The 19,137-nt window shown below is 68.5% G+C and carries 19 protein-coding genes and 1 tRNA gene; 6 read left to right on the forward strand and 14 right to left on the reverse strand.

Features of this window, described 5'->3' with window-relative positions; all coding sequences use genetic code 11:
* Positions 1-13: 13 nt before the first annotated feature.
* Together AWC02_RS15195 and AWC02_RS15200 are read right to left on the reverse strand one after the other, a co-directional pair.
* Complete coding sequence (locus AWC02_RS15195) at positions 14-859, reverse strand: hypothetical protein (RefSeq protein WP_085129579.1); 846 nt, start codon at positions 857-859, stop codon at positions 14-16.
* A gap of 120 nt (positions 860-979) precedes the next feature.
* Positions 980-1,831: a Bax inhibitor-1/YccA family protein gene (locus AWC02_RS15200; RefSeq protein ID WP_085129580.1), complete on the reverse strand. Its 852-nt coding sequence runs from the start codon at positions 1,829-1,831 to the stop codon at positions 980-982.
* A 159-nt stretch (positions 1,832-1,990) separates the two neighbouring features.
* Here AWC02_RS15200 and AWC02_RS15205 point away from each other — a divergent pair, with 159 nt between their 5' ends.
* The 3 genes from AWC02_RS15205 to AWC02_RS15215 are packed head-to-tail and all read left to right on the forward strand — an operon-like array spanning position 1,991 to position 5,520.
* Positions 1,991-3,028, forward strand: a complete 1,038-nt coding sequence (locus tag AWC02_RS15205) for an enoyl-CoA hydratase/isomerase family protein (protein ID WP_085129581.1) — start codon at positions 1,991-1,993, stop codon at positions 3,026-3,028.
* Positions 3,029-3,050: 22 nt separating this feature from the next.
* Positions 3,051-3,833: an enoyl-CoA hydratase gene (locus tag AWC02_RS15210; protein ID WP_085129582.1), complete on the forward strand. Its 783-nt coding sequence runs from the start codon at positions 3,051-3,053 to the stop codon at positions 3,831-3,833.
* Between the two features lie 10 nt (positions 3,834-3,843).
* Positions 3,844-5,520, forward strand: a complete 1,677-nt coding sequence (locus AWC02_RS15215; protein ID WP_237160487.1) for an alpha/beta hydrolase — start codon at positions 3,844-3,846, stop codon at positions 5,518-5,520.
* Here AWC02_RS15215 and AWC02_RS15220 read toward each other — a convergent pair.
* Together AWC02_RS15220 and AWC02_RS15225 are read right to left on the reverse strand one after the other, a co-directional pair.
* Entirely contained in the window at positions 5,452-5,922 is a 471-nt protein-coding gene (locus tag AWC02_RS15220) for a rhodanese-like domain-containing protein (protein ID WP_085129584.1), read from the reverse strand. The two genes, AWC02_RS15215 and AWC02_RS15220, sit on opposite strands and share 69 nt — an antisense overlap.
* Positions 5,919-6,467 (reverse strand): cupin domain-containing protein, encoded by a 549-nt coding sequence (locus AWC02_RS15225; protein WP_085129585.1) that lies wholly within the window; start codon positions 6,465-6,467, stop codon positions 5,919-5,921. Before AWC02_RS15225 ends, AWC02_RS15220 begins: the two co-directional genes overlap by 4 nt.
* 316 nt (positions 6,468-6,783) lie before the next feature.
* Between AWC02_RS15225 and AWC02_RS15230 the strand changes: the two genes are divergently transcribed.
* Positions 6,784-7,740, forward strand: a complete 957-nt coding sequence (locus AWC02_RS15230) for a patatin-like phospholipase family protein (RefSeq protein ID WP_085129586.1) — start codon at positions 6,784-6,786, stop codon at positions 7,738-7,740.
* On the opposite strand, the gene AWC02_RS15235 is transcribed toward AWC02_RS15230, so the two are convergent.
* From AWC02_RS15235 to AWC02_RS15260, 6 genes are all read right to left on the reverse strand, one after another.
* Positions 7,737-8,567: a patatin-like phospholipase family protein gene (locus AWC02_RS15235; RefSeq protein WP_085129587.1), complete on the reverse strand. Its 831-nt coding sequence runs from the start codon at positions 8,565-8,567 to the stop codon at positions 7,737-7,739. The two genes, AWC02_RS15230 and AWC02_RS15235, sit on opposite strands and share 4 nt — an antisense overlap.
* Complete coding sequence (locus AWC02_RS15240; RefSeq protein ID WP_085129588.1) at positions 8,564-9,439, reverse strand: class II glutamine amidotransferase; 876 nt, start codon at positions 9,437-9,439, stop codon at positions 8,564-8,566. The genes AWC02_RS15235 and AWC02_RS15240 overlap by 4 nt, the downstream gene beginning before the upstream one ends.
* A 7-nt stretch (positions 9,440-9,446) precedes the next feature.
* Positions 9,447-10,505 (reverse strand): NAD(P)H-dependent amine dehydrogenase family protein, encoded by a 1,059-nt coding sequence (locus AWC02_RS15245; protein ID WP_085129589.1) that lies wholly within the window; start codon positions 10,503-10,505, stop codon positions 9,447-9,449.
* Entirely contained in the window at positions 10,505-12,136 is a 1,632-nt protein-coding gene (locus AWC02_RS15250) for a long-chain fatty acid--CoA ligase (protein ID WP_085129590.1), read from the reverse strand. Before AWC02_RS15250 ends, AWC02_RS15245 begins: the two co-directional genes overlap by 1 nt.
* A gap of 41 nt (positions 12,137-12,177) precedes the next feature.
* Positions 12,178-13,263, reverse strand: a complete 1,086-nt coding sequence (locus AWC02_RS15255; RefSeq protein WP_237160488.1) for a YncE family protein — start codon at positions 13,261-13,263, stop codon at positions 12,178-12,180.
* 434 nt (positions 13,264-13,697) lie between these two features.
* Positions 13,698-15,086, reverse strand: a complete 1,389-nt coding sequence (locus tag AWC02_RS15260) for an NAD(P)/FAD-dependent oxidoreductase (protein WP_085129592.1) — start codon at positions 15,084-15,086, stop codon at positions 13,698-13,700.
* A 92-nt stretch (positions 15,087-15,178) separates the two neighbouring features.
* On the opposite strand from AWC02_RS15260, the gene AWC02_RS15265 reads away from it, so the two are divergent.
* Positions 15,179-15,895: a TetR/AcrR family transcriptional regulator gene (locus AWC02_RS15265; protein WP_085129593.1), complete on the forward strand. Its 717-nt coding sequence runs from the start codon at positions 15,179-15,181 to the stop codon at positions 15,893-15,895.
* Between the two features lie 135 nt (positions 15,896-16,030).
* The gene (locus tag AWC02_RS15270) at positions 16,031-16,399 is read left to right on the forward strand and encodes a hypothetical protein (protein ID WP_085129594.1); all 369 of its coding nucleotides are present in this window, start codon (positions 16,031-16,033) and stop codon (positions 16,397-16,399) included.
* Positions 16,400-16,498: 99 nt separating this feature from the next.
* Here AWC02_RS15270 and AWC02_RS15275 read toward each other — a convergent pair whose 3' ends face one another.
* The 4 genes from AWC02_RS15275 to AWC02_RS15290 all read right to left on the reverse strand — a co-directional run bounded on the left by AWC02_RS15275 (position 16,499) and on the right by AWC02_RS15290 (position 19,036).
* A complete protein-coding gene (locus tag AWC02_RS15275) occupies positions 16,499-16,894 on the reverse strand; it encodes a nitroreductase family deazaflavin-dependent oxidoreductase (protein ID WP_085129595.1) in 396 nt (131 codons plus the stop codon).
* A gap of 128 nt (positions 16,895-17,022) precedes the next feature.
* A tRNA-Leu gene (locus tag AWC02_RS15280) sits at positions 17,023-17,096 on the reverse strand.
* Between the two features lie 16 nt (positions 17,097-17,112).
* Positions 17,113-18,327 (reverse strand): tyrosine-type recombinase/integrase, encoded by a 1,215-nt coding sequence (locus AWC02_RS15285; RefSeq protein WP_085129596.1) that lies wholly within the window; start codon positions 18,325-18,327, stop codon positions 17,113-17,115.
* A gap of 85 nt (positions 18,328-18,412) precedes the next feature.
* Positions 18,413-19,036 (reverse strand): helix-turn-helix domain-containing protein, encoded by a 624-nt coding sequence (locus AWC02_RS15290; protein ID WP_165757917.1) that lies wholly within the window; start codon positions 19,034-19,036, stop codon positions 18,413-18,415.
* Positions 19,037-19,137 lie beyond the last annotated feature (101 nt).

Genomic DNA, 19,137 nt, shown 5'->3' on the forward strand with positions numbered 1-19,137 from the left:
GGTGAGCGCAGAGTCAACGGCGTTGTAGGGCATCCCAGGCACTTCTGACCCGGCGGATCACGTCGTGACTCCGGTGTTCGGCGAGCACCGTGATGTGGGTCCAGCCGGCGTCGCGGAGGTTTTCCAGGCGCTCGACGTCCTTGACGAACTGCGGGCGGCTGGTGCGGTGCTGGTCGCCGTCGTATTCGACCGCGAGCATGATGTCCTCCCACCCCATGTCGAGGAAGTACCGCGGATAGCCGTCCTCGAAGACGGGGATCTGGGTCACCGGCCGCGGGAACCCGGCGTCGACGAGCAGCAGCCGCAGCCAGGTCTCTTTCGGTGACTGCGCCCCGGCGTCGGCGAGGTAGAGGGCGGCTTCCAGTTGGCGCAGGCCTCGGGTATGACGATGCCGCGCCGCCAGCCGGGCCACGTCGTCGGTCTTGAAATGCGTGGCATGGGCCAGCGCGTCGAGTCTGGCGACCGCCTGACGCAGGGGCCCGCGCCGGCCCAGATCGAACGCGGTGCGCTCCACCGTGGTGACCGGCAGCCCGTCGCACAACTGCGTCTCGCCGGCCAGGAGCAGGTCTGCCCGGGTCTTGACGCCGCTCGGCGCCCTGGCGTTGCACCAGATCAGTTCAACCGGTGCCTGCTCGTCGATCCAGCCGGAGCCGTGTAGCGCCGATGCGGCCAGACCGCTGACGACGCCCTGTCGATGGGTCCACAGCCATGCGGCGCGGGTACGTCTGCGCAGCGTGGGCGTGACGTGTTTGTCCAGGTACACGTTCGGCATGAGCGCCGTGTAGTACGTGGCGAGCTCATGCCAGGTGACCGCACCGGCGGCCAGTGCCTCGCTGCCGAGGAATGGTTCGCCTGCCATGCCGGCATGCTGCCAGCGCGCTCCGACAGGTCCCCAGATAGCAGTTGACTCTGCGCGTACCAGGCAAAAGTGCGAGTAGCTTGCCTGGTCAGCGCAGAGTCAACGGGTGGAGCTAGAGGGTCACTCGCTCTGGAAGTAGCTGAGCAGCCGCAGGATCTCCAGGTACAGCCACACCAGGGTGACGGTCAGGCCCAGGGCGATACCCCACGCGGCCTTCTCCGGCGCGCCGGCGCGAATCAGTTGGTCGGCCGCGTCGAAGTCGATCAGGAAGCTGAACGCCGCGATACCGATGCAGACCAGGGAGAACACGATGGACAGGGTTCCGCCGCTGCGCAGGCCCAGGCCCTCACCGCCGCCGACGCCGAACAGCGACAGCACCAGGTTGCCGATCATCAGGGCCAGCACGCCGAAGATGGCGCCCACCATCATCCGGGTGAACTTCGGGGTGACCCGAATGGCGCCGGTCTTGTAGACCACGAGCATGCCGCCGAACACGCCGAGCGTGCCCATCACGGCCTGGCCGATCAACGAGCCGGCGTTACTGGTTCCGACGGTGACCGCGGTCAGCACGAAGGAGATGGCGCCCAGGAACATGCCCTCGAGCACCGCGTAGCTCAGCACCAGGGCCTTGCTGTCCTGCTTGCGGGCGAACATGGCGATCATGACCATGGCCAGACCACCGAAGGCGCCGACGAAGGTCAGCGGGCCGGCCAGCGCCTGGTTGGAGGCCACCAGGAAGAATGAGACGATGGCCGACAGGCTCAGCACGCCGAGCGTGATGCCGGTCTTGGTGACGACATCGTCGATGGTCAGCGGGCGAGTGACGACTTCCCGCTGGTAGGCCAGCGACGGGTCGACCTGGTAGGTCTGGCCCATCTGCTGGGTGGCACCGGCCATACCGGTGCCGAACTGCGCGTAGCCGCCCTGTTGTTTGGGCAACGAACGAAATACCGGGTTGCTGGTCTCCCGCACCGTCCCGATCCTCTCTTCATGCTGTAAAGCGAAGGGTTACGAATACTGAGTCAACGTTTCCCGACCCGCTGGGGTTCCCGAACGGACTAACCAGCCGTTCTCAGGCCAAACCTTACCCGCGCAGCAGCGGCCGCGCCTAGGGATCTACATTGCGAAGGCGTGACAGGCGAATCTGACGAGGTCCTGACCCGGGTCGACAACGGCGTCGGTCTGCTGACGCTCAACCGCCCGAAGGCGATCAACTCCCTGACGCTGCCGATGGTGACCGCGATGACCACGGCACTGACCGCGTGGGCCGATGATCCCGAGGTGACCGCGGTGGTGCTCAGCGGGGCCGGCGAGCGCGGTCTGTGTGCCGGCGGCGATGTGGTGGCGATCTACCACAGCGCCAAAGCCGACGGCGCCCAGGCGCGGAAGTTCTGGTACGACGAGTACCTGCTCAACGCGCAGATCGGCAGCTTCCCCAAGCCGTACGTATCGATCATGGACGGCATCGTGATGGGCGGCGGCGTCGGCGTCGGGGCACACGCCAACACCCGGATCGTCACCGACACCACCAAGTTGGCGATGCCCGAAGTCGGTATCGGATTCATCCCGGACGTCGGCGGCACCTATCTGCTCTCGCGTGCTCCCGGCCTGCTCGGCCTGCACGCTGCGCTGACCGGGGCGCCGTTTTCCGGGCCGGACGCCATCGCCCTGGGCTTCGCCGACCACTATGTGCCCCATGCGCAGCTGGAGTCCTTCACCGCGGCGATCGTCGCCGACGGGGTGGACAGCGCCCTGGCCGCATACGCCATCGAGCCACCGGCCAGTCAGCTTGCCGCGCAGCGCGACTGGATCGACGAGTGCTACGCCCACGACACCGTCGCCGAGATCGTGGAAGCACTGGCCGGCCACGCCAGCCCCGACGCCAACGCCGCCGCCGAGCTGATCGGAACCCGGTCTCCGGTGGCGTGCGCGGTGACGCTGGAGGCGGTGCGCCGGGCGGGCCGGCTCGCCAGCCTGGAAGAGGTGCTGATCCAGGAGTTCCGGGTGTCGTGCGCGTCGCTGCGCACCCACGACCTGGTGGAGGGCATCCGCGCCCAGCTGGTCGACAAGGACCGCAATCCGCAGTGGGCACCGGCCACCCTGGCCGAGGTGACCGCCGCCGACATCGACGCCTACTTCGTCTCCGCCGACCCCGACCTGACCTTCTAACCCACCCCTGTAAGGAGCCACCGTGACAGCGCAGACCTACGAGACCATCCTCGTCGACCGCGACGGCCGCGTCGGGACCATCACCTTGAACCGGCCGCAGGCGCTCAACGCCCTCAACAGCCAGGTGATGCATGAAGTCACCACCGCCGCCGCGGCTTTCGACGCCGACCCGGGCATCGGGGCGATCATCATCACCGGCAGCGCCAAGGCGTTCGCCGCCGGCGCGGACATCAAAGAGATGGCCGACCTGAGCTTCGCCGACGTGTTCGCCGCCGACTTCTTCGCGGCCTGGTCCAAGCTGGCCGCGGTGCGCACCCCCACCATCGCCGCGGTGGCCGGGCACGCCCTGGGCGGCGGCTGCGAACTGGCGATGATGTGCGACCTGGTGATCGCCGCGGACACCGCGAAGTTCGGCCAGCCGGAGATCAAGCTGGGTGTGCTGCCCGGCATGGGCGGCTCGCAGCGACTGACCCGGGCCATCGGCAAGGCCAAGGCGATGGATCTGATCCTGACCGGCCGCACCATCGACGCCGCCGAAGCCGAACGCTCCGGGCTGGTGTCACGCGTCGTGCCGGCCGACGACCTGCTGGCCGAGGCGGGCAAGGTCGCCGCCACCATCGCCGGGATGAGCCTGTCGGCCGCCCGGATGGCCAAGGAAGCGGTGAACCGGGCCTTCGAGTCCACCCTGGCCGAGGGGCTGCTCTACGAGCGCAGGCTGTTCCACTCGGCGTTCGCCACCGATGACCAGACCGAGGGCATGGCGGCGTTCACCGAGAAGCGCCCGCCGAACTTCACCCACCGCTGATAATTCTGCGATGAGCGCGCCGGCCACCACGACCGCGGTAGTGCCGGCGCGCCCGCCGTGGTGGGCCCGGCATTACACGTTCACCGGCACCGTCGTCGGCCTGGTCTTCCTGTGGTTGTCGCTGACGCCGTCGCTGCTGCCCCGCGGGCCGCTCTTCCAGGGTCTGGTCAGCGGCGGCTCAGGCGCTGTCGGCTACGCGCTGGGGGTCTTCAGTGTCTGGTTGGTGCGCTTCATGGCCTCCAAGGACACCAGTCCCCCGCCGCCGCGGTGGGCCTGGCTGGTGCTGGTGCCCACCGCCACGGTCGTGCACATCTGGGTGGTGTGGACGATCCACGGCTGGCAGGACCAGATGCGCGACCTGATGGGTGTGCCGCGGCTGACCTGGTACAACTACCCGCAGGCCGGCGCGATAGCGGTGGTGACGCTGTTCGTTCTGGTCGAGATCGGCCAGCTGGTCAGAATGCTGATCCGCTTTCTGATGCGCCAGCTCGAGCGCGTCGCGCCGCCCCGGGTTTCGGCGGTGGTCGCGGTGTCGTTGCTGATGGCACTGTTCTTGGCGGTGCTCAACGGCGTGGTGGTCAAAGCGGCAATGAACGCCATGAACAGCACCTTCGGGGCGGTCAACGAGGAGACCAGCCCGGACCGGGCGGCGCCGTCGACGCGGTTGCGCTCCGGCGGGCCGGAGTCGCTGGTGTCCTGGGAGTCGCTGGGCCATCAGGGCCGCATCTTCGTGGCCAGTGGGCCGACCGTGGCCCAGCTCAGCGCGTTCAACGGTGCACCGGCCGCCGAACCGATCCGGGCGTACGCCGGCCTGAACTCCGCCGACGGGATCAAGGCGACCGCGGAGCTGGCGGCCGCCGAACTGGCCCGCACCGGCGGCCTGGCCCGCGCCGTGGTGGCGGTGGCCACCACCACCGGCACCGGCTGGATCAACGAAGCGCAGGCCACTGCCCTGGAATACATGTACAACGGCGACATCGCCACGGTGAGCATGCAGTATTCGTTCCTGCCCAGCTGGCTGTCGTTTCTGGTGGACCGGGAGAATGCCCGTCAGGCCGGCCAGGCCCTGTTCGAGGCCGTCGACAAGAAGGTGCGGGCCCTGCCGGAGAACCGTCGGCCCAAGCTGGTGGTGTTCGGCGAGAGCCTGGGCTCGTTCGGCGCCGAGGCCTCCTTCATGAGCCTGAACAACGTGCTGGCCCGTACCGACGGCGCACTGTTCACCGGGCCGACCTTTCAGAACACCATCTGGAAGGACCTGACCGTCAACCGCGATGCGGGATCGCCGCAATGGCTGCCGATCTACCACGACGGCGCGGCCGTGCGCTTCGTCGCTCGACCGCAAGATCTGGACCGGCCCGGACCGTGGTCGACGGATTCACCGCGGGTGGTGTATCTGCAGCACGCCTCCGACCCGATCGCCTGGTGGCATCCCGACCTGCTGTACAAACGGCCGGACTGGCTCAAAGAGCCCCGCGGCTACGACGTGCTGCCGCAGGTGCACTGGACCCCGATCGTGACGTTTCTGCAGGTCTCCGCCGATATGGCGGTGGCTATCCACGTTCCCGCCGGGCACGGGCACAGCTATGTCGCCGATATCGCCGATGCGTGGGCGGCGATATTACATCCAGCGGCGTGGACTCCCGACAAAACCGAACGGCTCCGCCCCCTGCTGCGCGCCAATACCTAACTCGTCGGCGGGCCGCACCAACTGCCCGGCGGCGGCCAGGGCCTGGTAGCCGCCGACGACATCGGTGGCACGGTGCAGGCCCAGATCCAGTAATGCGGCCGCGGCCAGACTCGAGGTGTAGCCCTGCGAGCACAGGATGTTCCACCGCACGTCGTCGTCGACCGCCTGCGGCAGCCGCGCATCGCTCGTCGGGTCGCAGCGCCACTCCAGCACGTTGCGTTCGATCACCAGGGCGCCGGGCACCTCACCCTCCCGGGCGCGCTGCGCGGCCGGCCGGATGTCGACGAGGTAGCCGCCGGCCCACAGCTCGGCGGGCACCTCGGCCGCGGTGATCCGGTGCAGCCGGGCGCGGGCGGCCTCGAGCACGCGGTCGATGCGACTGCTCACCTGGGTGGTGCTCATGACGCTTCCGGGTGTTCGGTGAGTTCGGTGCGCTGCCGGCGCAGGGTGTTGTCGGGCGCGACGTCGTAGTAGGACATCTGCACCAGGGGCGGCGAGTAGGCGTGCACGCTCAGCGTCGGGGCGGCCGGCTCGAGCGGAGCCGGCGGCGGGGGCGCCCAGACGACGTCGTGCACCCAGCCGCGGGTGAACGCCGCCTGGTCTCCGGCGGCAAGCCGCCGTTGCGCCAACTTATCGCCGGCCCAGTGGAATTCATCCAGCGCCCCGGAGAGCACGGTCAGCGCGCCGAGCGAGTCGCCGTGGTCGTGCAGTTCCGTGGCGTGGCCCGGAACCCAGCTGATCAGCCAGATGTCGAGCCGCTCATCGCCGTGGATGCGGGCGAACCAGCGGTGGTCTTCGGGCAGCCCGGCGGCTGGCAGCAGGTGGTTGTAGCGGCCTTGCAGCACCGCGTCGGCGGCCAGGTCGGTGGTCTGCAGCAGGTCCGGCAGGCGCAGCGAGCGCGACGGGGCCGCCGGGCGCCGCAGTGCGATGGGTTCAGCGGTAACCATGTGAGTACTCCAGAAACGGATGGGGTGGATCAACGACAGGGGCCGGCAGCATCAGCTGCGGCAACAACAGCCCTGGAATCCCCCGTGCACCATCACAGCGGCCATGCTAGGCGGGCGCGGCGCGGCACGCATCGGGCCGTCGCATGCCGTGGGCGCGGCTTGGCGCCCGCCCGGTCCCTGATACCGGCTCTAGCTGCATGTTTTCCCGGCACCTACGGGTTGCAATCGCACTGAGGCAAAGCGCGGAGGCGGCTTTGCCCGCAGAATGGTGCACATGACCCCTGCTGCGGACTCCCGGGCGGGCCGAGCTCCCCGGGTGGCTCTGGTGCTGGGCAGCGGCGGCGCACGCGGATACGCCCACATCGGGGTGATCGCCGAGCTGCAGGAGCGCGGCTACGACATCATCGGCATCGCCGGGTCCTCGATGGGCGCGCTGGTGGGCGCCGTGCAGGCAGCCGGTCACCTCGACGAGTTCACCGAATGGGCCACGTCCCTGACCCAGGGCGCGGTGCTGCGCCTGCTGGATCCGTCGTTCACCGCCGCGGGAGTGCTGCGCGCCGGCAAGTTTCTCGAGGTGGTCCGCGACATCCTGGGCGACATCGCGATCGAAGACCTGCCGATTCCGTATACCGCGGTGGCCACCGATCTGATCACCGGCCGATCCGTCTGGTTGCAGCGCGGCCCGGTCGCCACCGCCATCCGGGCCTCGATCGCGATCCCCGGGGTGATAGCACCGCACGTGGTCGACGGGCGCCTGCTGGCCGACGGCGGCATCCTCGATCCGCTGCCGATCGCCCCGCTGAGCGCCGTCAATGCCGATCTGACGCTGGCGGTGAGCCTCAGCGGGGGCGATCCGGCCGTCGCCGCCCCGACCGCCGAAGAGACCGAGCGCGGCGCGCCCGCCGGCCGGTTGACGCGGGTGCTGCGCAGCACGTCTGCGCTGCTGGACACCACCGGGGTGCGGTCTTTGCTGGACCGGCCGACCGCACGGGCGGTGCTGGACCGGTTCAGCAGCGGCGAGGCCGAACCCGACGACGGCGAGGACGCCGGCACCGAGGTGCCCAAACTCGGCAGCTTCGAGGTGATGAACCGGACCATCGATATCGCCCAGGCCGCGCTGGCCCGGCATCAGCTGGCGTCGCATCCGCCCGACCTGCTCATCGAGGTACCCCGCACGACCTGCCGCAGCTTGGACTTCCATCGCGCCGCCGAGCTGATCGAGGTGGGCCGGCAACTGGCGGCCGGTGCGCTTGACGGCACGAAATCGTTTTAAATCTCCAGGAACTCGGCGACGGCCTGGGCCTGGCGGCGGCCTTGTTCACGCCCGGCCTGCGCGGAGGGCGCCCGGCACGCCGGATCGAGCGGGTTGCCGAAGGCGCGCGCCGCGGTGTCGTCGGCCAACACCGCGCAGACGCGACCGGCGAACGCCGCGATCTCGGCGCCCACGCCGCCGCCTGCCGGGACCAGCAGCACCGCTTCGTCGCAGTCGGCGGCCACGTCCAGGTTGATCGTGCTGCGCACGCCGCCGTCCATGTAGCGGCGCGTCCCGAGCACCACCGGGGGCCAGGCACCCGGCACCGCGCAACTGGCCGCCACCGCGTCGACGAGGTCCACCCCGGAGTCACGGTCGAAGACGGTCAGCGTCCCGGTGTCGATGTCGATCGCGGTGATCCGCAGCGCCCGTTGCGGCCACTGGTGTGACGGCAGACGGTCGGCGATGATGGCCCGGCGCACCGGTGCGGCGACGGTCTGCGCCGCCAGGGCCACCGCACCGATGCCCTGCAGCTTCTGCTCGGTGGTGGTGTTGGGTTCGGTGATCGCCGCCATGAACAGCTCGGTCAGCGCGTCGGTCTCGACGCCGGGATCGATCTCGGAGGTGGTGGGCGCCAGTTGGCGGGCGAACAGGTCCTCCAGCGCCATCCCGCTGCCGAGCTGGGCGGCCACCGCCGATCCGGCCGAGGTGCCCACCAGCACCGCCGATTCCAGCAGGGCCCGGGCCGCGGCGGGTGACTCGTCGGCGATGCCGCACAGCACACCCGTCTCCCAGGCGATGCCCGCCAGCCCCCCACCGCCCAGTACCAGGGCACGCTTGTTGGTCATTTCCCAGTTTTCCAAGGGTGTTGGGCCTCCTCGGCGACAACAGTCAGATCTTTCCGGCGTAGTTGCCGGGCGGGCGGATCGGGGAAGGCCAGCTCGGCGGTGATGGTCAGGTCCGCATCGACATGGATCAGCTCGCCGGGATCGATCAGCCGCCAGCGGGGGTCGGCGTCCATGGGCTCGCTGGCGAAGACGACCGCCGGGCGGCCGCGCAGCTGCTCGGAGTGCGCCCGGATGCGGTGGGTCTGCAGGTCCAGTTCGGCCGGTGCGGCCGGCTCGCGGCGGTCCAGCAGGTACAGCTCATGGGTCTCGGGGTAGCGCAGCGCCCACATCTGCGTGGCCGTGCTCAGCAGGATGTTGAGCGCATAGATGGGCACGTTGGCCCCCAGCCAGCCGACCGCCTCGCGCAGGCCCGCTCCGATGTCGCCGTCATGGGCGCGGACGTAGCCGGTGATCAGCGCGAAGACCCGCTCGGAATCGGTTTGTCCCGCAACCAGATCCGCCGTGCCGAGTTCGCGAAGCCGCTCCTCGACCGTCTCGAGGCCATGCAGGACGCCGTTGTGCGCGAAGATCCGGCCGTCCTGCAGAAACGGGTGGGTGTTGGCGACGTCGAGCTCGCCGGTGGTGGCGTAGCGCACGTGCGCGATGAACGTGGTCCCGGTCAGCTCGTGCGCCTCGGTGGAGAATGCGGCGTCCTGCCATGCCGCTATCGGCTCCTTGTACAGATGCGGTGCGGCGTCGGCGTCGAAGACTCCGATGCCGGTGCCGTCCGGGTTGCGCCGGCTCTGCGCGGCGAGATTGTCGGGGGCGTCGAGCAGCCAGAACGTGGCGGTGACGACGTCGGTCCCGGCGTGCAGCCCGAATAGTCGACACACGATGAGCTCAGCGGGCCAGGTGCGGTGCGGCTCGGCCGGTCAGCGGCGGCAGGTCGAAGAACCCGGCGATGCCGGGCGGGGCCGCGCAGGTCGCCGGGATGGCGTTGACGCAGTGCGCCGCGGTCGCCACGATGCCCGGATTGCTGACCAGGCCGGCTTCGACGGTCTCGGGCTGCCAGCCCTTGACGGTGACGAAGGTGTCGGGATTGCCCCGCACCTCCATCTCGTAGCGCTCGCCCGCCGGCCCGAAAGTCCATGGCGGGTCGAGGTGCTCTTCGCCCATCAGCCAGTTGACGGTGACCCGGGCCACCACCTGGTCGCCGACGGTGGCCTCCCAGTGGAACCGGCGGCCGGCGACCTGGCCGGCTTCGATGGTCCCGATCGGCGAATCGATGGGTGCGGTGGCCACCGCCACCTCCTGCGAGGAGCGGATGTGCTCGTCGGCGGCGAATCCCAGCCGGTCCACGCACAGCCGCACCGACTGGCGGAACCCGCCGTCGAGCAGCTTCTGCATCGGGCCGCTCAGGGCCTGGTCGGGGGTGCCGCCGAAGCCCATCACATACCGCAGCACGTCCGGGGCGTCGTAGGTGCGCAGGTCCGAATACTCCTCGCCGCGAATGAACGTCACGCCCGTGGACATCACCGACAGCAGCAGCGGGAACAGTTCGGTGGCGGCGCCGGGCCCGATACCGGCGCCGTGCAGGGTCACGTCGCCCTCCCGTGCGGCGGCCTCCAGCGGGCCCGCCTCCTTCTCGGTCGGGTAGAACCAGCCGACCGGGGTGACGACGTTCTTTCCCGAACGCAGCAGTGCGGCAACCTCATCGGGGTTGGGCAGCAGCGGCGCGTAGATCACCGCGTCGGCATCGAGGGCCAGTACGTCGTCGACGCGGTCGGTGGCCGTCACCCCCACCGGTCCGGTGCCGATGATCTCCCCGACGTCCCTGCCGCTCTTGGACTCCGAGTGCACCCAGCAGCCGACCAGCTCCAGGTCGGGATGCTCGAGCACGCCCTTGATCGCGGCGACGCCGACTCCTCCGGTTGCCCATTGAATGACACGCAGGCTCATCAGTCACGCACCTCGCTCACCTGATATTGGTCTTCGGCGTACCGGGCCCGAATGGTCTTCTTGTCGTACTTGCCGACGCTGGTCCGCGGGATCGCCTCGACAAACGTCCAGCGCTCCGGCAGCCACCACCGAGCGACTTTGTCGGTCAGGAACTTTCGCAAGTCGGCACCACTGACCCCGGTGCCGTCGCGGCGCACCACGACGGCCAGTGGCCGCTCCTGCCAGCGTTCGTCGGGCACCCCCACCACGGCGGCCTCGACCACGTCGGGGTGCGCGATCAGTTCGTTCTCCAGTTCCACCGAGGAGATCCACTCGCCGCCGGATTTGATCACGTCCTTGGCCCGGTCGGTCAGCGTGATGAAACCCTGCGGGTCGATACGGCCCACGTCTCCGGTGCGCAGCCAGCCCGAGGCGAACTTGGCGTCACCCTGGCCGCGGTAGTAGGCGCCGGTGATCCATGCCCCGCGCACTTCCAGTTCGCCGACCGACTCGCCGTCGTGCGGCAGCACCCGGTCCTCGTCGTCGACGATGCGGGTCTCCACACCGCACACCGGCCGGCCCTGGGTGCCCCGTAGCGCCCAGTGCTGCTCGGGTGGGGTGGCCGGCGGCGGCCACGCCATGGTGCACATCGGCGAGGTCTCGGTCATGCCCCACAGTTGCCGAATCTGCACGCCGTGGCGCTGCTCGAAGGCCTGCATCAGCGAGACGGGCACTGCCGAACCCCCGCAGGCCACCATCCGCAGCGACGAGATGTCGTGGTCGGGTTCGCGCTCCAGGAAGTGCATGATGTCGTTCCAGATCGTCGGCACCGCACCGGCCACCGTGGCCCGCTGCGACTCGATCAGGGCGACCAGCGACTCGGCGTCCAGATGCCGGTCGGGCATCACCAGGTCCGCGCCGGCCATCAGTGCCGAATACGGCAGCCCCCAGGCGTTGGCGTGGAACATCGGCACGATCGGCAGGACGCAGTCGATCGCGCCGATCGCGGTGCTGTTGGTGGTGCACCCGGCCATGGCGTGCAGGTAGCTGGACCGGTGGCTGTACACCACGCCCTTGGGGTTGCCGGTGGTGCCGCTGGTGTAGCACATGGCGGCCGCCGAGTTCTCGTCGAGCACCGGCCAGTCGAATTCGTCGGATTCGGCGGCCAGCAGCGCGTGGTAGTCCAGCACGGTCTTGCCGGAGGCCGCCAGCGCTGCGGTGTCGCCGTCGCCGATGACGATCACGGTGTGGACACTGGGCAGCTGCGGCAGCACCGGCGCCAGCTGCGACACCAGGGACGCATCGACCAGGATCACCCGGTCTTGCGCTTCGTCGGCGACGAAGACGATCTGCTCGGCGAAGAGCCGGATGTTGAGCGTGTGCAGCACGGCGCCCATGGCCGGGACCGCCAGGTAGGCGGCCAGGTGTTCGGTGTTGTTCCACATGAAGGTGGCCACCCGCTCGTCGCCGGTGACACCGACCCGCCGCAGCGCGTTGGCCAGCCGGGCCACCTGCCGGCCCAGCTCGCGATAGGTGGTGACGCGGTACCCGCCGTCAGTCACGCTGGTGACGGTGCGATCGCCGTGGACGGTGGTGACGTGGTGCAAGATGGCACCGACCGTCAGCGGCCAGTGCTGCATGGTGCTGCGCATCGGCCTATTCGATCACGGCGCGATTCCGGATGCGGCGTGGGTTACAGCGCGGGTTCCAGTTGCAGCATCCGGGTGACCGCGTCGTCGAGTTCGAGCTGCTCGTGCAGCAACGCCGACGGTGCCGGCAGGTCGGCCAGCGACGCGGCGCGGACCTTGCCGTCGAACCCGGCGACCCAAAGCCGGGTGCCGTCCGGGCTCTCTGCGACGCAGGACGGCTCGGCGATGCCGGTCAGCCTGCCAAGCGTCTCGTTGGTGCGGGCACACAACACCACCACGGCGTCCTCGGTCACCAGGTACACCCGCTGGCCGTCGCGGCTGGCGACCAGCTGGATGAGTCGGGCGTCGGCGGCGCGGCTGGAGCACACCGCGTGGGTGCGGGCGTCGACGAGGTGGATGCTGCCGCGCCCGTCGGGCCCGGATGTCGCCACGTAGAGGCGGGCCCCGTCGGGGCTGACGGCGAAGTCGGTGATGCTGGCGCCGACCCGGATGGTGTCGACGACGCGCAGATCCTGGTCCAGCACGGTGATGGTGTCGCCGCTGGGCGCCCGCAGCCCGGCATAGAGCCGCCGGCCGTCGGCGCTGATCCGCAGGCCCACCGGCGCCGCGGCGGGGTGCCCGGACAGTCCAACCGATCCGGCGGGGCGCAGGGCGGCGTCAAGCGCCAGCACGTCGACCCCGGCGGGGCCGGTGCGGGTCAGGTAGACGCGACTGCTGGTCGGGTCGGCGACCAGGTCGCCGATGTCCATGGCCACCGGGTAGCACCCGGTGATCTCCGCGGTGTCGATGTCGATCACCAGTACGGCGTCCAGGTCGAGGGAACCGGCGGTGACGTAGGCCCAGCCGCTGCCGGCCGGGCCGGCGGCGATCGTGTACGCCTCGGCGGCCTGCGCAACGGTGCCCACGACGCGGCGGCTGGCGGTGTCGATGATCGAGACGGTGTCGTCGCTGTAGTTGGTGGCCAGCAGGCGCCGGCCGTCGGGGGTGACGGCGAGGCCGCCGATGGGGCCGCGGTCCAGGTTCACGGCATTGGCGAAGCGGGATCCAGAGTTGGCCAATCTATATGCCGGCACGTCGTCCACATCGCTCCAATCGACCACGGTTCGTATCCGCTCAGTTCGTCTCGTCACTGCTCACACCCCCGCGGCTGTCGCAGCGGATCCGGACGAACCGGGTTGCCGAGGCAGGGCGTCTGGTCGATGGTAGCGGTTAAATCGAAGTTACAGAAAAATGACGTAATTATTGTGAGCGAGGTCGCAGGGAAATCCCACAAACCCCACGTCAGGGCGGTGAAACGTGCCGATGCCCGCACTGTAGCAACTCTTGTTATAGCCGTCTAGCATGTGTTTAGCACCTTAAGGCAAACTTGTGATCGGCGCAGCTATTAGGGTTGAATAAGAAATTAAGACGCTGCGGCCGATCAATTCGGCGGATCTAGTCACATAACCCTTGCAATTTTTCAGCCGGACGGGTACACGGTTCGCCGGGGCCGCTCGGGCGGCGCTCTGGCCTGCACCAGCGCCGTCGATGAGCGGCACGGCCGGCCGATCGGAGGCCGCCGTCGCTAGGCCTGAACCGGGTCGCGATCACCGGATGCGGCGGGGGTGAAAGGTAGCCGCGCCGACGCCGCGCGCCGGTGGGTGAACTTGCGCTTCTCGACCATGCGCTCGGCCTCGCGACGCAGGTCGCGGCGCAGCGTTCGCCACAGTTCGTGGTTGTCGACGTGCGGGTCGCGGGCCGCCGCGGCGGTCCAGCGCACCACGTTGGCCGGCGAGAACACCTGCTGCGGTGAGGCGATGCGGTTGAAGACATCGGCGACTTCGGTGAATCCGTCCGGCCGGGCGGCGAACCAGCGGTAGGCGGCGAACTCGATCGGCGAGACGGCGTCGTCACGCCCCAGCGAATTCGCCCACTGATACATAGCCAGACATTGCGCGTCCCGGTCGAGCTCCCACTGCGCCAGCGCCGCGTCGAGCTTGGCGGGATCATCCAGGCAGGGCGCGGCGGCCTCGCCGAGCAGCCGCCCGAAGCGCAGCGCGTCGCGGATGCCCTGCGCGGTCACCGGGTCTTTGAAGTGCCCCGCGTCGCCGGCCAGCGCCCAGCCGGGACCGTGGGAGTGCCGAAAGTAGGACGGATGGTGGTAGGAGACGTAGACGTTGCTGACCTGGGCGCAGCCGCGCAGCCGCTCGGCATAGGGCGGAATGCGTTCGATGGTCGCCGCGAAGGCCGCCGAGCGGTCCGCGCGGTACTCGTCGGCGCGGCGCACCGGGGGCATCTGCAGCGCCACCAATTGCCCGCCGTCGCAGGGGAAGACGGTCACCAGGTCGTCCTCGGAGCGCCACTGCATGGCCACGTGCCGGTTCTCGGGCTGGGCGTCCTCGAAGTAGGCGAAGGCCATCATGCGCTGGTTGTCCCAGCTGTGGTGCTCGCGGGTACCGACCAGGCGCGCGACGGTGGACCGCCGCCCGTCGGCGCCGATGACCAGTTTCGCGGTGATCTCCCCGGTGACGCCGTTGCGCTGCTTGTACCGCACCCCGTGGACCCGCCCGTTGGGATCGCGCAGCAGATCGGTGACCCGGACGTGCTCGCGGACCTCGGCTCCGGCGGCGCGGGCGGTCTCCACCAGGGCCAGGTCGAATCCGGGACGGCGGATGCACGCTCCGGCGGAGAAGCCCTCGTAGGTGCTCGACGGGCCGACGGTCTCCACACCGGGCGCCCCGAGTCCGGCGCGGGTGTGCAGCGGGGCGCCCAGTTCGAGCACCCGCTCCGTGGCGCCGATGCGCTCCACCTCGGCCCAGTGGTGGGTGAACAGCAGGTGGGTGGACAGCGTGTCGGAGGGAAAGGCCGCACTGTCGAGTGCGATCACCGCACGGCCCCGGCGGGCGAGCGCGACGGCGGCGGCCGAACCGGCGCAGCGACTGCCGACGATAACCACGTCTGTGTGCTCAGGCATAGCAGGAGAATGCCAGCTCGCAGCCGATTTTGTAAGTGTTTTCAGTTTTTGAATTTCATTTAAATTTTGGGGCGGTGGCCTATCCTGGGCCGATGCCTGAGGACCCCCTTCCGTCTTCTGCCCCGCCGGCCGCGGCGCGGGCAGACCGGCGCCGGGCCCGCACCCGGGGCGCCATCCTGGACGCCGCCGAGCTGGTGTTCAGCCGATCGGGGTACGGCGCCGCCCGCATCGAGGAGATCGCGGTGCTCGCCGACGTCTCGGTCGGATCCATCTACGGCCACTTCAACGGCAAGCGGGGGCTGTACCTGCAACTGGTCGACCGCGCGCTGGAGCTGTTCACCGACTACATGGCCCGCAGCGAAGACCCGTCGCTGACCCCGCTGCAGCGGGTGCTGGCCGGCGGCGACGCCTACCTGCGTTTTCACCTCGAGCATCCCGGCGCCTTCCAGTTCCTGGCCTACCGCAGCCCGGGCGCAGAACCGCTGTCCGGCGACGACGAGACCGAGGCCCGCATCCGCGACCGGGTCGGCGCCCTGCTGCACAACTACGCCGCGCAGATCGACAACGCCATTGCCGCCGGTGAGGCCCGACCGGTCGACTCGCTGCGGCTGACGCACTATCTGTGGGGGGCCTGGAACGGCGTGATCGCGCTGCGGCAGCAGCCCGACGGCCTGCGCATCACCGACGACGAGATCGCCCAGACACTCGAGCTCGCCCGCTGGCTGCTGCGCGAAGGGCTGGCTGCGCCCGCGCTTCGCGACGCCAACGGCGAAGTGGGCGACCGGGTCCCGATGCCGCACGTGACGTAGCTGCCCACGCCCCCAGCCGGACTCCCGGCCGGCAGCGCGCTCAGGTACGTCCGGACTCGAGTAGCCTCGGACCATGTTCCGGCTCCTGGGCTCCACCGAGGAAGTCCTGCGCGACATCGCACGGCCGGAAGCCGGGTGACCGCCCACGAGCTCCCCGACGAGCAGGTGCCGGGCTGGCTCTCGCGCAACTCGTCCCCGTGGTTCGAGGAGCCGGCCGCCGCCGCCCTCGCCGGCCTCGCCGCCCCGACCCGCCGGTTCGTGGCTGATGTGTCGGCGCTGCCGGGACCGCAGACCCGGTTCCTGCGCCCCGGATCCCCAACCGGGGACCTGATCCTGGTCCGCGGGACCGTCGGGGTCCAGCTCGACGAGGAGATCAAGATCGTCGTTGTGTTCGGTCCCGCCGGGGCCGCCGAGTACGGCCACCTGGACCCTGATCGGCGCTTCGACCATGCACTGGGCCCGGTCCGGGACGCGCTCGCCGCGCAGGCGGGCGACGGAGGCTGAGGCGCGCCGCAGTGCCCCGCAGCCGTCCGCGCACCGGGGCAAGGTCGAGTGGCGCCCCCGGTGCCGCTTCCTCTTATTCCGTCCGGTGCGGCACAAAGGTCAGCCCGCAGAGCCGACTTTCGTCAGCAGCAGGGTCGCCTCGTTGTACGGAAACGCTCGGTAGAGCAGCCGAGAACGCGGGATGACCAGACCCGCCGCCTCATCTTTGCCCACTATCCGCGGGTCGCTGAGGGCGATGGCCCGTCCACGCTTGTGCAGCACCGTCGGCCCTCCGGCCAGCACGTTCTTGACCCAGTCCGTCTGGGGGCCGTAGCCGATGAGGATGGCGTAGCCGTCGTCGGTCTCGAATACCAACAGCGGCGTGAAATATCGGTTGCCCGATTTCCGCCCGACATGCTCGAGGGTCCCGAGAAAGGGAAGCCAGGGCGTGAGCGAGCGAGCCGTCGGATTGGTGACCCGCTTGTTGAAGTTCGCCATTGCTCGGGGCATGCGCATTCTCGGAGTGTAGGGATTGGGCAACGTGGGCTTGTAAGAGTTGAACAATGCGGTCGCGACTGGAATTGCTAACCGGCTGGGTGCCCTCGGCAAGCTCACTCCGATGGAGCTGACCAGAACAAACACAGTGCCCCCAGTCGGACTCGAACCGACACTGTGCGGATTTTAAGTCCGCTGCCTCTGCCAATTGGGCTATGGGGGCTTCGCAGCTCAGAGCACTATTTAGGCCTTTTCGGACCTCTCTGACGCTTCGAATACCGCAGTGATACCGCAGTGCTGTCGATGGCCTTGCCCAGCGCATCTGCCACACCGCTCAAATCGTCGTTGAGCAGGTGCCCATAACGGTCGAGCGTCATGGCCGCCGTTGCATGCCCTAGGAGTCTCTGCACGACTTTGACGTTAGCGCCTGCACTGATCGCCAGTGACGCCGTGGTGTGTCTCAGGCCGTGAGGTACCAGCCCGTCTATACCGACGTCTTCGCATGCGTTGTCGAATGCCCAGCGGTACTCACCGAGCGGTAGGAACCCGCCCTTCCGGCTGGGAAACACCAACGCGTTCGGCTCGGCGGGCAACTCGACCTTGAGTTTCTTCCAGACAGGTTCAGGCACTGGCACGTGACGATCGCGCTTCGTCTTGGTCGTCGACTCCACGATGCCCTTACCGGTTACCGCGGTTGCGGACGAACGCACCGTCAGCACCCGATCCCCCACATGCCGGCGCCTCAGTGCAACCGCCTCTCCGAACCGGAGGCCGCAGTAGCCCAGCACCAACGTTAGCGTCTCGAATCGGCCCGCAGCCTTGGCCAGCATCAGCAGCTCGGCATGGCTCAGGTAGCGCCGCTCACGCTCGGCTTGTTCGGGAAGATCTTCATCCCGCTTGATCTCGAGTGCCACATTCTTCGCGACCCGGCCGGTGCGTTGGGCGTATTTGAGGACAGCACCCACTAGCTGATGCGCCTGCGTAATCCGACTTGCCGACAGTCCGGCTCCGCGTTGCCCACCGTCGACCGACAGCGTCCCCAGCCACGTTGAATAGGACTCGTAGTCGAGCCGTTTGAGCGGAACACTTTCCCACTTCGGCAACACCACGGTGTCGAGCAACGAGCGGTACCCTGCAACAGTTTTCGGCTTACGGTGCTGTTTGGTGGCGAACCACTGCTCGGCCACCGATCCGAACGTCTCCGCACCCTTACGCGGATCGACATACTCACCACGCTGAAGGTCAGCGGTCAGCCCGTTGAGGTATGCCTGCGCATCCGGCTTGCGCTGAAAACTCTTGGTGCGTTCAGTGCCCGAGCTGTCGACCCATCTGACACGCCATCGCGAAACCTTGCCGTATACCGCGGACCGCTCCGTGCGCATGGTGCCGTCCGATTCCTTGACGCGCTTGTGCCAGCGGTCATCAATCCCCGCTCTTTCGTTCCGGGTGATCACGGCTCAAAAGTACCGCAGAAATCCGTGGTAATGATCCGCTTTGCGACGCGCGGCGCACGGGAGGCTCGCCCACCCCCAACTGCCCTCAACAGCTGCGCATCGATTGCGTCTCTGGGTCGTATTCCGCCTTGCGCTCGACAATGCCTTGAACGGCAGCGAGCGCGATCTTGTTCAGCAGGTCTCGCGTGGTGACGTCCACATCCAAGACGGCGTCTGGCTCAATCTCCGGGAAGTCTTTGGTGTAGCTCGCCAAGAAGCCCTCCGGGGTGCTACCGCGATCCTCGCCGGTTTGCGCTGCGATTTCGGCCGTGATGTCCGGGAATACCTCGACAAACTGGGCCGCCCTCCGGAAATATTGAGCCATCTCTGCAAGGTGCTGCCTGGCTTTGAACGCATGCTCAATCGCAGCGGCACACGTACGGTCAAACCTCTCAAACGGCTCACCCTCACGATTCGACGGCACGAGATCGTCGACGACCATGTGCATGGCACGGGCCATCGCAGCGACCTCGCGGAACTTGACCTCCCGAACGCCGCTTTCGATTCGCGCGATCGCCGAGGGGTCGAGCTTGACGCCAAACCTCACCAGCTCTTCGGCCAGCTTCCGCTGACTCAGCTTCCTACTCTCCCTCTCTCTCCGCAACCGCCCTCCGATTGAGGCCGCGAAGTCCTCGTCACGGACCAAGTCCGGAAACAACTCATCATGCATAGAAAACAGCATATCATGTGAAAATCGCATCACATCGATATTTTATGTTTGAACAGCCCGAAGATCCTTGACGGGCGCGACTCGATCGTGACAAAATTGAT

The organism is Mycolicibacter engbaekii (genome assembly GCF_002101585.1).
Taxonomy (GTDB): Bacteria; Actinomycetota; Actinomycetes; order Mycobacteriales; family Mycobacteriaceae; genus Mycobacterium; species Mycobacterium engbaekii.

Bases quoted from the DNA above. Each gene is read 5' to 3' on its own strand.
- AWC02_RS15195 (WP_085129579.1), bottom strand. From the start codon at position 859: ATGGCAGGCGAACCATTCCTCGGCAGCGAGGCACTGGCCGCCGGTGCG.
- AWC02_RS15215 (WP_237160487.1), top strand. From the start codon at position 3,844: ATGAGCGCGCCGGCCACCACGACCGCGGTAGTGCCGGCGCGCCCGCCG.
- AWC02_RS15220 (WP_085129584.1), bottom strand. From the start codon at position 5,922: ATGAGCACCACCCAGGTGAGCAGTCGCATCGACCGCGTGCTCGAGGCC.
- AWC02_RS15225 (WP_085129585.1), bottom strand. From the start codon at position 6,467: ATGGTTACCGCTGAACCCATCGCACTGCGGCGCCCGGCGGCCCCGTCG.
- AWC02_RS15235 (WP_085129587.1), bottom strand. From the start codon at position 8,567: ATGACCAACAAGCGTGCCCTGGTACTGGGCGGTGGGGGGCTGGCGGGC.
- AWC02_RS15245 (WP_085129589.1), bottom strand. From the start codon at position 10,505: ATGAGCCTGCGTGTCATTCAATGGGCAACCGGAGGAGTCGGCGTCGCC.
- AWC02_RS15250 (WP_085129590.1), bottom strand. From the start codon at position 12,136: ATGCGCAGCACCATGCAGCACTGGCCGCTGACGGTCGGTGCCATCTTG.
- AWC02_RS15260 (WP_085129592.1), bottom strand. From the start codon at position 15,086: ATGCCTGAGCACACAGACGTGGTTATCGTCGGCAGTCGCTGCGCCGGT.
- AWC02_RS15265 (WP_085129593.1), top strand. From the start codon at position 15,179: ATGCCTGAGGACCCCCTTCCGTCTTCTGCCCCGCCGGCCGCGGCGCGG.
- AWC02_RS15275 (WP_085129595.1), bottom strand. From the start codon at position 16,894: ATGCGCATGCCCCGAGCAATGGCGAACTTCAACAAGCGGGTCACCAAT.
- AWC02_RS15290 (WP_165757917.1), bottom strand. From the start codon at position 19,036: ATGCATGATGAGTTGTTTCCGGACTTGGTCCGTGACGAGGACTTCGCG.